Genomic DNA, 12,521 nt, shown 5'->3' with positions numbered 1-12,521 from the left:
CTTCCAAAATATAAAGTAGCCAGAAATTTTCTGGCTACTTTATATTGAACAGCTTTCGGGTGTTTTCGTTGGTTTGTTGTGCCACCTTTTCAAAGGAGATACCCTTTGCCTCAGCAATGGTGCCCGCCACATGCCTAACATAGGTGGGCTCATTTCGTTTTCCTCGATGGGGAACCGGTGCTAGATAGGGAGAGTCCGTCTCTATCAGCAGCCATTCTAGGGGAATTTCCCGAGCTACTTCATAGGTTTTCTTTGCATTTTTAAAGGTTATAGGTCCTGCTAGAGAGATGTATATCCCCCTTTTTATGTATTCCTTGGCCAGCTCTACATTGCCAGAATAGCAATGCATCACACATCCTAATTCACCTGCATTATACTCCTGTAGGATATCAAAAACCTCTTGGTGGGCTTCTCTATCATGGACGATGATGGGCAGCTTTACTTCCTTTGCCAATTCTATCTGTCGTCTAAACCACTTCCTTTGATCCTCTCTGGGGGAATGGTCGTAGTGGAAGTCCAGGCCTATCTCCCCTATGGCCACAACCTTTTCCTTGTTAGTCAAGGACTTTATGATGGTTAAGGTGTTTTCATCCATATCCTTTACATCATGGGGATGGACCCCTACAGCAGCATAAATCATATCATATTTTTCTGCTAGATTCACTGCTTTAATAGAGGTGTTGAGATCTGCCCCTGGATTTAAAATATATTCCACACCATTTTCTTTGGCACTTTTAATGATCTGATCTCTATCTTTATCAAATCTACTATCATCCAGATGGGCATGGGAATCAAAAACCATAATAATCCTCCTATCAAGGCTGAGGAGAGGGGAAGGTGGAGCTTTTTCTTAACCTCAACCTCTACCTTGGCCTTAAAAATTGTCTAACTGAAAATTTACCGCACACCATTAAATATAATTAGTTATTTTATCAGCTTAGCTTATTAGTGTTCCAGCCGGCATATCCTTGTCTAGGGTGGCTAAGGATAAGAGGCCATCATGGGATCCAGCTAAAATCATGCCTCTGGATTCTACTCCCCTTAGCTTTACGGGCTTTAGGTTAGCCACTAAAATAACTGACTTGCCTATCATATCCTTTGGTTTATAGTGCTCTGCTATCCCTGAAACCACCTGTCTTGTTTCGTTGCCCACCTGTAGCTGTAGTACCAATAGACGATCCGCCTTTGGATGTTTTTCTGCCTTAAGTACCTTGGCTGCCCTTAGCTCCAGCTTGCTAAAATCATCAATGGTGATTTCTTCCTTGGCTTCTATTTCTACCATCTCTTCTACTTCTTTTTCTTCTTTAATACCATTTATTTTTTGGAAATAGGCTTTATTTATGTTTTCTAGCTCCTCGATTTCCTTTTCTATATCTAATCTTGGGAATAAAACCTCCCCCTTGACAACCTTTGTTCCAGCAGGGGTTTTTCCAAATTGAGAGGCTGCTTCCCAAGAGGTGTCTTGACCTTCACCTATACCTAATTGAAGCCATATTTTCTTTGTAGTTGCTTCCATAAAAGGCTTCAATAAAACAGAGATAATGCGGATACTGTCGGCTAGATTATAAAGAACTGTATCCAACCTTGGCTTACTGGCTTCATCCTTTGCCAGAATCCAAGGGGTGGTTTCATCAATGTATTTGTTTACTCTTCGGATTACCTTCCAAATTTCTTCTAGTCCTTCATGGAATTGAAGGCCATCTATGGCTTTCTCCACTTTTTCAGCAGCTGAGGTAGCTACTTGTTTTAGGTCTTCATCAAATTCCCCAGCCATATTCCCCTCTGGAATGATGCCATCGTTATATTTTTCGATCATGGTAATACTTCTGCTTACAAGGTTTCCTAGATCGTTAGATAGGTCAGCATTAAATCGGCTTACAAAAGCCCTATTGGTATAGGTACCATCATAGCCAAAGGTAAATTCTCTTAATAGGAAGTATTTTAAAGCATCAAGGCCGTACCTCTCTATCAGAGGCTCTGGATAAACGATATTTCCTTTTGATTTTGACATTTTGTCATCACCAAACATAATCCAACCATGACCATAAACCATTTGAGGTAGTGGTTCCTCTAGAGCCATTAGCATGGCTGGCCAAATAATGGTGTGAAACCTAATAATTTCTTTAGCCATAATATGAACATTGGCGGGCCAATACTTTTCATATCTTTCTTTGTTATCGGAGCCGTAGCCTAGGGCTGTGATATAATTGGATAGAGCATCGATCCATACATAAATAACGTGCTTTTCATCAAAGGGTACTGGAATGCCCCAGTCAAAGCTGGTTCTAGATACAGCTAAATCTTCTAAGCCTGGCTTAAGAAAGTTATTGATCATTTCATTTTTCCTGGACTCTGGTAAACAAATTTCAGGATGTTCTTCAAAATATTTGATTAATCTGTCCTGATATTTAGAGAGTCTAAAGAAATAGGCTTCCTCCTTTGCCAGTTCAGCTGGTCTGTTACAATCGGGACAAAGATTCCCATCCTTTAGCTGGGTCTCTGTCCAAAAGGATTCACAGGGGGTACAGTACCATCCTTCATATTCACTTTTATAGATATCACCCTTGTCATAAAGCTTTTGAAAAATTCCCTGAACACTTTTTACATGCTGTTCATCGGTTGTCCTAATAAAGGTGTCATAGGATATGTCCATGCTTTTCCATATTTTTTTAATGTCATCTACAATTTCGTCTACGTAGGCCTTAGGGCTCATACCCTTTCCTTCAGCAGCTTTTTGAATCTTTTCACCATGCTCATCTGTTCCTGTTAAAAACTGTACATCGTAGCCTGTAAAGCGTTTGAATCTTGCCAGAGCATCAGCAGCTACGGTGGTATAGGTATGGCCTATATGAAGCTTGGCACTGGGATAGTAAATAGGTGTTGTTAAATAATAGGTTCCTTTACTCATGTTTAACCTCTCCTTTTTTGTTAGTATGGTTCAATAGGGTAAATTTTTTCAAAAAATATAAATGCCCTATACTTTAAAAGTATAGGGACGAAGATAGATTCGTGGTACCACCCTAGTTTATTACTACTTTACAGCAATAACCTCAGTAAGTGACTTTTCATCACTCTGCAGTATAACGGCTGCAATCCCGTCATAGCCTTAGTTCAATGTATATTCACCTCAGCCATAAGGTTCAGGGGCCATCTTCAGTTTAGTTCTTTAGTACCGGCTTTCACCTGTCCCGGCTCTCTGCTTCTAAATCGCTAATCCTACTCTTCCCATCATTACCTATCCTCTATAATTATGTATCAACTGGGGTTTCTGCCATCAATAAACTGGTAATTCATATTATGTAAAGGCAGTCCCTTAATCTTTTTTATCAATATCTATCTTTCCATGTCTATATCTTTTTTTATCTTATTTTATACATAAATATATAAAATTATACAGTAGCTGTCAATAGATTCTTGATAAAATCTTTAAAAGAGTCTGTTACATATAAACACCGAAGCAATGACAGCAGCAAAATGGGATATAAGAGCGGCTGGAACAGTGTGTCGGGAATGTTTTATCCCTACAGCCCCAAAGTAGACAGCCATTGTATAAAAAATGGTTTCTGCTGAACCCATCATGGTGGAGGCCACCCTCCCCACAAAGGTATCTGGTCCATAGTAGGTAAGAATATCCTGTAAAACAGCAAGAGATCCGCTTCCAGATATAGGACGCATGACTACTAGGGGCAACACCTCTGGTGGAATCCCTATATAGGTCATAGGAACTGTCATAGCTTGAATAATGAAATCCATAGCTCCAGATTTCCTCATCAAACCAATGGCCAGAAAAATAGCAATCAAATAGGGCATAATTTTTACAGCGGTTTTAAAGCCCTCACCAGCCCCCTCCACAAAAGCATCATATACATTTACTTTTTTTATGAGACCATGGACTAATATAATGGTAATCATCATAGGGATGGTGGCTACAGATAAAAATGTTAATATTTTAATCATCCTTCTCTCCCCTCCAATACTTTACAGACAATTATACCTACCATCGTAGATATACCAGTGGCCATCATGGCGGAGGCAATAATCTCTGTAGGCACTTGAGATCCTGCATCAGCCCTTAATTTCAATACTGCTAGAGGGATTAGTTGTATAGAAGACATATTTATGACCAACAACATACACATGGCATTGGTAGCGGTCCTTCTATTTCTATTTAGGGTCTGGAGTTCCTCCATTGCTTTAATACCTAAGGCAGTGGCGGAATTCCCTGCCCCAAACATATTGGCTACCATGTTCATCATGATACTGCTAATGGCGGGGTGATTAGGAGGTATAGAGGGAAACAATATTCTGGTAACAGGTCTCATAAGGAGGGCAAAGCTGTTGATAAGTCCTGATTTTTTTGCAATGTTCATTAGTCCTAGCCACACCGCCATAATTCCTGTAAGACCAATGGCAAAGACCACTGCCTCTTGGGCATCCTGTAAAATTACTTCATTGATAATTGCTGTTTTTCCCGTTATCACTGCCACCAGCATACCTAAAATCATCATCCCAAACCATATTAACCCCATAAAAACCCTCTTTTCCTGTTTTTTTCATTCGTTACATGATATGATAGGGGGCTTTTCCCATATGTCTTTCTTCCTCCCTATAAAATTTTTTAAATATTTTCATTTCTTGACAAAAATCTGTTATAATTATTTGTAAGTGGATGATGCTAATAGTAAATATAACTTAGATGAGGACGGGAATATTATGAGAAACCTTGCTTTGTTAACAGATTTCTATCAGTTAACCATGATGAATGGTTATTTAAAGCATAACCTTCATAACAATATCATGGTTTTTGACTTGTTTTTTAGAAGAAATCCAGGGGGTAGCAGCTATACGATTATTACTGGCATAGAACAGGCAATCGATTATATCGAAAATCTTCAATTTACAGAAGAGGACTTAAATTATTTAAGGGGTCTAGACTTTGAAGAAGAGTTTTTAAATGCTTTGAAGAACTTTAAGTTTTCTGGAACTATTTATTCCGTCCCAGAGGGTTCTGTTATGTTCCCTGGCGAACCGGTTTTAAGGGTGAAGGCACCTGCCTTTGAAGCTCAGTTAATAGAAACGGCTCTTTTAAATATCATTAACTTTCAATCCCTTATTGCCACCAAGGCCTCTAGAATTTGCGAAGTAACCGAGGGTGAACCTGTTTTTGAATTTGGTTTAAGGAGGGCACAGGGTCCCGATGCTGGGATTTATGGGGCTCGAGCTGCTGTCATTGGTGGTTGTTCCTCCACCTCAAATGTTCTAGCAGGAAGAAGATTTGATATTCCAGTAGTAGGTACTCAAGCCCATAGCTGGATTCAAGCCTTTGATACAGAATTAGATGCCTTTAGGGCCTATGCCAATAGTTATCCTGATACATGCCTTCTCTTGGTGGATACCTATGATACCTTAAAAAGTGGTGTGCCTAATGCTATTACTGTATTTAATGAATTAAGAGAAAAGGGTTATGAGGCTAAGGGAATTCGTATTGACTCCGGAGACATTGCTTATCTTTCTAAGGAGGCCCGTAAAATGTTGGATGCTGCTGGGTTTCCCCATGTAAGTATTATTGCCTCCAGTGATTTAGATGAGGAAACTATTCATAGCTTGAAAATGCAAAAGTCTGCTGTTAATGGCTGGGGAGTGGGAACCAATCTTATTACCTCCAGTAATTGCCCTGCTTTGGGTGGAGTTTATAAGCTGTCGGCCATAGAAAAGGATGATCAGTTGATTCCTAAAATTAAAATATCAGAAAATCCCGATAAAATTACAAATCCGGGATATAAAAAGGTTGTAAGGATTTATGATGGTGATAACGGCAAGGCTCAAGCAGACTTGGTGATGCTGGAGGAGGAGACCATTGATACCAACAGCCCTTTGACGATTTTTCATCCTATCTATACATGGAAGACCAAGACCTTTACCAATTATCGTATTCGAGAAATGCTAATACCTCTTTATGTAGATGGAGAGCTGGTGTATCCTCGAAAAACCGTTACAGAAATAAAAAAGTATGCTGCTGAGGAACTAAATAGCCTTTGGCCAGAGTATAAACGCTTAGATCGTCCCCAGCTTTATAAGGTGGATCTTTCTAAGAAGCTATGGGATTTAAAGCATTCTATGGTAAACACCTATAAAGAAAGTCAAAAAAGAGGATCTCTGTAGGATCCTCTTTTTAGTAAATTTCTTTTATATAATTGATAGCCCCTTCCTTTGTAGGGGGGATTTCTCCAAAATAAATGGCTTTTTTTATCTCCTCCAGCACTTTCCCCACTGTTACTCCTTCTGGTATATCCAAAACCTCCATTACTTCTCTGCCTTTAATGATAGAGGTGATGTTGGCTATAGGCCTATAACGGGTTAGATAATTATTGGCAATATACTCTATATGTATCTTAAACATACCCATTTCTTCCTTAGGGTGTAATATCCTCCTAGTAGCCACGATGTCTCCTAAAGCAATTAAGAGGATATCCAAGGTTTCCTCCCCTGTTTCATTAAACATCTTATAGAGGGCTTTACCACTTACATCATTTTTTTTATAGAGGACTAAGGGCCACATATGGAGGGCTATATATTTATATAATATTTTCTTTTCTTTAACACTTAGCTTTAATCGGTTGCCGTATTCCTTGATAATCTCTGCTCCCGTTATTTCATGTCCCTTAAAACGAACCCTGCCTTTGCTGTCCACCTTTCTAGCCGATGGCTTTCCTACATCATGAAAAATAGATCCTAGCTTCAACAACTGTAGTCGACTGCGGTCACCAGCAAGGATTTCCTTAGTATGCTCTTCGTAGGCTTGTCGAATATGATCTTCAAAGAATCCATGGGCATAGATGTAGCCCTCTACCGCCTTCATGGTATAAATCGAGTGGGTCCAGCTATCCACCACATGATATTGGCATTCACCAATTCCCTTCATCTCCCTGATTGCAGGGAAGATTTTTTCCAGTAAATTTAATTGTTTATCCATTAGATTAAAATAGTGGTAGGTTTTCCTTTCACTGAGGATTTGAAACAGCTCCTCCGTAATCCTTTCTCCTGCTGCTGCCGTTATCCTACTGCTTTCTGTCCTAATGAGATCCCTTGTAGTTCTATGGAGGTCAAAATTCAACTGAGACATCAACCGAACAGCTCGAAGCATCCTGAGGGGATCCTCTTTAAAGATATTTTCTTCTACATGTCGAAGAAGCTTTTTATAAATGTCCTCTCTTCCTTGAAGGGGATCTAGGATCTTATCTGGTACTAATGGCCAAGGATTTTTTAAGGAATAGGCCATGGCATTGATGGTGAAATCCCTTTGATATAAATCTTCTTCTATAGTCTCTCCTTTTATTTGGCTAAAGTCCAGTACAAGTCCATCCTTTAACACCACTCTATATATTTCTCCTTCAGGGTCTAGCTCTATAAAGCTTCCCTCCATCTCTTTTGCAACTTGATGGGCTAATTGTTTGTGACCATTGAAAACTGTAAAATCAAAGTCTTTTATTCTTCTGTTTAACAATAAATCCCGTATTGCACCCCCCACTAAATATACATCTATATTTAATTGTTTACTTAATTGAAGGATTTTGGAGACAGCGGTATTCATTTTATCAGCTCCTAAAACTCTAGTTTTATATAGACTATTCTTTAAAAATTTATTTCTATTGATATTTTTTACGGATTGTTGTTGTACTTGTAATACTTTTAGTATATATTATTCATGAAAGTTATCCAATAGTGGTTAAAATTTTGACAATCTTTTGCAAATTTTTACAATTGACTTTTTATGGAATATTTGCTAATATGTATTACATAATGTCGAAATTTGTATAATTATAATGGAAGCTGTCTTTAGATTTAGGGTAACTTATTAAAGGAGGAAAAAAATTGAAATCAACAGGTATTGTAAGAAAGGTAGATGAATTGGGAAGAATTGTACTTCCTATTGAGTTAAGACGTACATTAAACATTGCAGAAAAGGATGCTTTAGAAATTTATGTAGATGGTGAAAGTGTTTTATTGAAAAAATATGAACCTGCTTGTGTTTTCTGTGGTAATGCTACGGATATCACTGTACATAAAGGTAAAAATGTATGTAAAGGATGTATTGATGCCCTAGGACAAAGTCAATAATATGTTAAGAAGAGGCCATAGACTTAAATGTCTATGGCTTCTTTATATACTTCTGATTTAGGGATTTTTCTCACCTTAGCAACCTTTTTAATGGCTTCTTTTTTATCCAAGCCCTCTTCTATAAAGGAAAGGATATGCTGTTTAATAGAGAGGGCCTCAAAGGCTTCCCTTTCATTTTGTAGCATTTCTTCTTGACTAATACCTTCACAGATTAAAACCATTTCCCCCTTAGGAGGGTTTTCTTGAAAATAATCATACAGCTCCTGTAGGGTACTTCTTAAAAATTCCTCATACTTTTTTGTAAGCTCCCTTCCCACTACAGCCCTTCGGTTTCCCAGCACCTCCACCATATCCTTAAGGGTATCCTTGATACGATGGGGGGCCTCATAAAATACAAGGGTTCGATCCTCCATTTGTATTTTTTCTAGTCTTTGTCGTCGTTTTTTCTTCTCTCGATCCAGAAAGCCTTCAAAGGCAAATTGTCTTGTATCCAGCCCTGATGCTACTAGGGCTAGAATCCCAGCAGTAGCACCTGGTAGTACTTCGAAAGCCACTCCCTCTTCTATACAGGCCTTGATTAGGGTTTCTCCGGGGTCTGATATGCCTGGCATCCCGGCATCTGACACTAGGGCTATCCTTTCTCCCCCCAGTAGTTTGTTAATCAATTGTTGGGTTTTTACCTTTTCATTGTGTTCATGATAGCTGGTTAATGGCTTTTGAATGTCAAAGTGTCGTAACAGCTTAAGGGTATGACGGGTATCCTCAGCTGCTATAGTATCTACTTCCTTCAAAATCTTTAAGGTTCTAAGGGTGATATCCTCTAAATTCCCAATAGGGGTGGGACATATGTAAAGCTTGCCCTTAATCATCTCTCCCCTCCTCTAACATCCTTTTACCATATATCTCGTAGATTTCCTTTGTGTATTTCCCCGTTTCCTCATAGACATAAAGGGGATCTAAAATCTTTAATTCTGGATTGGCGGCTTTTCTGCATTCCAATAATAATAGATTTGGTTTTTTACCGTAGGTAGGATGGATAAATTGCAGCTGTTTTGGCTCCAGCTTATATTGCCTACAATAGTACATAATGTCCACCAGCCTTTGGGGTCGATGGACCATAAAAAATCGTCCTAAATGCTTTAGCAGCCTAGAGGCAGTTTTTATAACATCCTCTAGACTGCATTTTATCTCATGTCTGGATATAGACTTGGTGTCCTCTAGGTTTAATAGGCCCTCTGGATGCATGTAAGGGGGATTGGAGGTTACCACATCAAAGGTATTGACGGGTAATATCTTCTCCCCCTCCTTTAAGTCCATGGTTAAAATGTCAATCCTATTTTCAAGGCGATTTAATTGAACACTGCGTCTCGCCATATCAGCTACCTCATCTTGAATTTCTAGGGCAGTAATATGGCTGGTGTTACTTTTCCCCGCCAAAAGGATGGGAATAATCCCTGTACCAGTACCTAAATCCACTACTTTGGCATTTTGTTTCAAGGCAACAAAGTTTGCCAGCAACACCGCATCTATTCCAAAACAAAAGCCCTTTGGGTTTTGAATAATCTTCAACCCATTTACTTGTAGATCGTCAATTCGTTCTTGCTGTTTCAACAAATCCTCCATAGGTGGTATCTTCACCTCGTTTGTATAAAAGTTTAATTGGTTAAATTTTGTAGTATTTCTTCTAGTTCCTGTAAAATTTTGTCTTCTTGTATAAGGGCGGTGTAGGCTCCAACTACTTCCCCCTTTTCATTTAAAAAAATAGTGGTGGGGAAGCTTCCTACATAATAGTCTTCGGCTTTTTTTCCTTCTTCATCCATAATGATTTCAAAGCTATAGCCCTTTTCTTTAATATAGGCCATCACTTCCTCTTTATCTACTGTATCAAAAAAGGTGGCGTGTATACCTACAAAACCAATATCCTGGCCTAAAAGTTTATTTGCATTTTCTAGTATATCCAATTGTTCCTTTGATTCTTCATCCCATGATACCCAAAAAGCTAAAACCCTAGGTCTGCTTTCTTCTATTGGTATACTTTCCTCAAGGGATTGTTCATCTATCTCTTCTTGTGCTTCATCAGCTGTTCCGTCATCCTGTGGATCTGTCTCTTGTAGGACAGGGGATGTATCCCCAGGCTTATGCTCTGGATCTTTATTAAAGCTTCCTATTACAGCAAAAACCATCACTAATAAAATAATCATGATCCAAGCTTTGTTTCTTACTTTCATTGATAAACACCCCTTCGACTACCAGTTAGTCCTCCAGTTCCTTCAGTTGCTGTAATTCATCCTCCAACAACCCATCAGTTACGTGACCCTGAAGAGCAAGCTGTTCTTTAAGGCTTCTTTTTTCTTTAACTTTGCTAACTTCATTAATACTACAGACCTTTAACTCTTCAGAATTGTCCTGGCCATTTTTTATCTTTATCTTTACTTTTACCTTTTCCAGCAAAACATTGGTTTCAATGACTGTACCTTCACCATAGGGGGTCAATACAATAGAACCCACTCCTGGAAGTTTGTCAAGAATTTCTTGGTACATATCATATTCATACTTTAAGCAACAAAATAAGCGTCCGCAAATACCAGAAATTTTTGTTGGGTTTAAGGAAAGACTCTGTTCCTTTGCCATCTTGATAGATACTGGTTCAAAATCTCCTAACCAAGTGGCACAGCATAAGGGTTTGCCACAGGTGCCTATGCCCCCAAGCATTTTAGATTCATCCCTCACACCAATTTGTCTTAATTCAATACGGGTTTTAAAGATAGCAGCTAGATCCTTTACCAGTTCTCTAAAGTCCACCCTTCCATCAGCGGTGAAATAGAAAATCACCTTGTTATTATCAAAGGTATATTCTACATCGATTAATTTCATATCCAACTGATGAAACTCTATTTTTTCTAAGCATATATTAAAGGCTTCCTTCTCCTTATCTTTGTTTTCAAAGTGTTGCCTTGTGTCTTCCTCGGTGGCAGTTCTTATAACGTCCTTTAAGGGGGCGACAATATCCTCCTCCGAGACCTCCTTAGGCCCCACAACCACTTCTCCAAACTCTACACCTCTAGCGGTTTCTACAATAACGCAATTGTTTTTTTCTACAGGTATTTCTCCTGGATTGAAGTAATATATTTTGCCAGCCTTTTTGAATCGCACACCTACAACTGTAACCATTAATAATTCCTCCCAGTTCTGTATCTCTATATAAAAGGTAACCATTGCTCTTAATAAATTTTATTCTTTGATCCTGCAGTGTATTGGTGAGCCCCCCACTAGATAAACAAACGAAGTAATCAACACCAAAGTTAAAAACCAAGCTTTCGGTTGTCTACTTATGAATTAAGTGTTATTTCATATTGTATCAAACTTTCTAATATTGTGCCATCAGTAAAGCTTTTCCCTTTATTGGAATTTCTACTTACTGTGTTTTTTGTTTTAGGTCCAGTAGCATTACTTCTATAGTCATTTGAAAATTAGCGTTGCTTTTAAGATTGCTTTTTGTTGACTCTATAATAAAAAGCATTTCCTTTATGTTTTTTAAGGTAAGTTTACTGGTTTGATAGCTAATTTCCTCTAAAGCATCTATGTTGATAACCAGGTCTTTTTTTTGTGTATCCTTATAAATAAGGAGGTCCCGATACCAACCCGTCATTATTTCTAGTATTTCCTCTATATTGGTTTTTTCTTCATTGAAATATTCTAGATTTTCTAAAAGGTAAATGGTTTTTTTATCAACAATATCTCTAGTGATGACCATAATCCTCTGTCTTCTTTCCTTAAACTCCTCATCCTCTAGAAGCTGTAGGGCTTTACCAATCACACCATTTGAGAAGGCCGCCAATACCTTGGCTTCTTTTTCATCTACATTTTTTTCCTCCATTAAATAGCTTTGGATTTTTTCTAATGCTACCGACAACAGCTTTAGTCGCTGACATCTTGAGGTAATGGTGGGTAGCAAGCTATTGCCATTGGTGGTGATAAGAAGAATCGTTCCATGCTGTGGTGGCTCCTCCAATGTCTTTAAAAGGGCATTTTGAGCTTGGGTGGTCATTTTACCGGCATCTGAAATGATCCATACTTTTTTTGTGCCTTCATAGGGTTTCATTTGGAAGTTCTTCTGAAGCTCCCGTATAGCTTCTATTTTGATGCTTCCCTCTTCCTGTAGCCACTTTATTTCTGGATGACTTTGATGTTCTGCCTTTCTACAGCTATTGCACTGATTACAGGGTTTCCTCCCTTCAGCTCTACAGCATATAGCTTTTGCTAGCTCATGGGCAATTCTAGCTTTTCCCAGTCCTCTTTGGCCCTCTATCAAGTAGGCATGGGTCAGTTGCTGACGATTTAAAGCTCCTTTTAAGCTTTCTATAAGTCTTTCCTGTCCTAATATAGCTTTAAAAGCCATGGGT

12 protein-coding genes and 1 other annotated feature are annotated in these 12,521 nt (G+C 38.6%); of the genes, 2 read left to right on the top strand and 10 right to left on the bottom strand.

The features are described from left to right. Positions 1-34: 34 nt before the first annotated feature. The 4 genes from BLS22_RS00215 to BLS22_RS00200 all read right to left on the bottom strand — a co-directional run bounded on the left by BLS22_RS00215 (position 35) and on the right by BLS22_RS00200 (position 4,529). Positions 35-802 (bottom strand): TatD family hydrolase, encoded by a 768-nt coding sequence (locus BLS22_RS00215; RefSeq protein ID WP_090548611.1) that lies wholly within the window; start codon positions 800-802, stop codon positions 35-37. A 135-nt stretch (positions 803-937) separates the two neighbouring features. Beyond that, positions 938-2,908, bottom strand: a complete 1,971-nt coding sequence (gene metG / locus BLS22_RS00210; protein ID WP_090548608.1) for a methionine--tRNA ligase — start codon at positions 2,906-2,908, stop codon at positions 938-940. Between the two features lie 80 nt (positions 2,909-2,988). Next, positions 2,989-3,241, bottom strand: a binding site (T-box leader). Between the two features lie 185 nt (positions 3,242-3,426). Next, positions 3,427-3,957, bottom strand: a complete 531-nt coding sequence (locus BLS22_RS00205; RefSeq protein ID WP_090548605.1) for a spore maturation protein — start codon at positions 3,955-3,957, stop codon at positions 3,427-3,429. After that, a complete protein-coding gene (locus BLS22_RS00200) occupies positions 3,954-4,529 on the bottom strand; it encodes a nucleoside recognition domain-containing protein (RefSeq protein WP_090548603.1) in 576 nt (191 codons plus the stop codon). The genes BLS22_RS00205 and BLS22_RS00200 overlap by 4 nt, the downstream gene beginning before the upstream one ends. 184 nt (positions 4,530-4,713) lie before the next feature. On the opposite strand from BLS22_RS00200, the gene BLS22_RS00195 reads away from it, so the two are divergent. Then, a complete protein-coding gene (locus BLS22_RS00195; protein ID WP_090548600.1) occupies positions 4,714-6,162 on the top strand; it encodes a nicotinate phosphoribosyltransferase in 1,449 nt (482 codons plus the stop codon). Positions 6,163-6,172: 10 nt separating this feature from the next. Here BLS22_RS00195 and BLS22_RS00190 read toward each other — a convergent pair whose 3' ends face one another. Continuing rightward, positions 6,173-7,591, bottom strand: coding sequence for a CCA tRNA nucleotidyltransferase (locus tag BLS22_RS00190; RefSeq protein WP_090548597.1), 1,419 nt, complete (start codon positions 7,589-7,591; stop codon positions 6,173-6,175). 281 nt (positions 7,592-7,872) lie between these two features. Between BLS22_RS00190 and BLS22_RS00185 the strand changes: the two genes are divergently transcribed. Further along, positions 7,873-8,118: an AbrB/MazE/SpoVT family DNA-binding domain-containing protein gene (locus BLS22_RS00185; protein WP_090548595.1), complete on the top strand. Its 246-nt coding sequence runs from the start codon at positions 7,873-7,875 to the stop codon at positions 8,116-8,118. A gap of 23 nt (positions 8,119-8,141) precedes the next feature. On the opposite strand, the gene rsmI is transcribed toward BLS22_RS00185, so the two are convergent. From rsmI to holB, 5 genes are all read right to left on the bottom strand, one after another. Further along, entirely contained in the window at positions 8,142-8,984 is an 843-nt protein-coding gene (rsmI, locus tag BLS22_RS00180) for a 16S rRNA (cytidine(1402)-2'-O)-methyltransferase (RefSeq protein ID WP_176762061.1), read from the bottom strand. Continuing rightward, complete coding sequence (locus BLS22_RS00175) at positions 8,980-9,741, bottom strand: tRNA1(Val) (adenine(37)-N6)-methyltransferase (protein WP_090548589.1); 762 nt, start codon at positions 9,739-9,741, stop codon at positions 8,980-8,982. The genes rsmI and BLS22_RS00175 overlap by 5 nt, the downstream gene beginning before the upstream one ends. Before the next feature lie 32 nt (positions 9,742-9,773). Beyond that, positions 9,774-10,346 carry a TlpA disulfide reductase family protein gene (locus BLS22_RS00170; protein ID WP_090548587.1) on the bottom strand — a complete coding sequence of 191 codons (573 nt, stop codon included), beginning with the start codon at positions 10,344-10,346 and terminating at the stop codon, positions 9,774-9,776. Between the two features lie 25 nt (positions 10,347-10,371). Continuing rightward, positions 10,372-11,289: a PSP1 domain-containing protein gene (locus tag BLS22_RS00165; protein WP_090548584.1), complete on the bottom strand. Its 918-nt coding sequence runs from the start codon at positions 11,287-11,289 to the stop codon at positions 10,372-10,374. Between the two features lie 244 nt (positions 11,290-11,533). Continuing rightward, on the bottom strand, positions 11,534-12,517 hold the full coding sequence (holB, locus tag BLS22_RS00160; protein WP_090548582.1) for a DNA polymerase III subunit delta': 984 nt from the start codon (positions 12,515-12,517) through the stop codon (positions 11,534-11,536). Between the last annotated feature and the right edge of the window lie 4 nt (positions 12,518-12,521).

The organism is Natronincola ferrireducens (assembly GCF_900100845.1).
In the GTDB taxonomy this organism is placed as follows: Bacteria; Bacillota; Clostridia; order Peptostreptococcales; family Natronincolaceae; genus Natronincola_B; species Natronincola_B ferrireducens.
The sequence above is the reverse complement of the archived record's forward strand: the minus strand, read 5'-3'. Positions and strand labels throughout refer to the sequence as shown.

Excerpts from the sequence above, each read along its gene's own strand:
- BLS22_RS00215 (WP_090548611.1), bottom strand. The coding sequence starts at position 802 with ATGGTTTTTGATTCCCATGCCCATCTGGATGATAGTAGATTTGATAAA.
- metG (WP_090548608.1), bottom strand. The coding sequence starts at position 2,908 with ATGAGTAAAGGAACCTATTATTTAACAACACCTATTTACTATCCCAGT.
- BLS22_RS00205 (WP_090548605.1), bottom strand. The coding sequence starts at position 3,957 with ATGATTAAAATATTAACATTTTTATCTGTAGCCACCATCCCTATGATG.
- BLS22_RS00200 (WP_090548603.1), bottom strand. The coding sequence starts at position 4,529 with ATGGGGTTAATATGGTTTGGGATGATGATTTTAGGTATGCTGGTGGCA.
- BLS22_RS00195 (WP_090548600.1), top strand. The coding sequence starts at position 4,714 with ATGAGAAACCTTGCTTTGTTAACAGATTTCTATCAGTTAACCATGATG.
- BLS22_RS00190 (WP_090548597.1), bottom strand. The coding sequence starts at position 7,591 with ATGAATACCGCTGTCTCCAAAATCCTTCAATTAAGTAAACAATTAAAT.
- BLS22_RS00175 (WP_090548589.1), bottom strand. The coding sequence starts at position 9,741 with ATGGAGGATTTGTTGAAACAGCAAGAACGAATTGACGATCTACAAGTA.
- BLS22_RS00170 (WP_090548587.1), bottom strand. The coding sequence starts at position 10,346 with ATGAAAGTAAGAAACAAAGCTTGGATCATGATTATTTTATTAGTGATG.
- BLS22_RS00165 (WP_090548584.1), bottom strand. The coding sequence starts at position 11,289 with ATGGTTACAGTTGTAGGTGTGCGATTCAAAAAGGCTGGCAAAATATAT.
- holB (WP_090548582.1), bottom strand. The coding sequence starts at position 12,517 with ATGGCTTTTAAAGCTATATTAGGACAGGAAAGACTTATAGAAAGCTTA.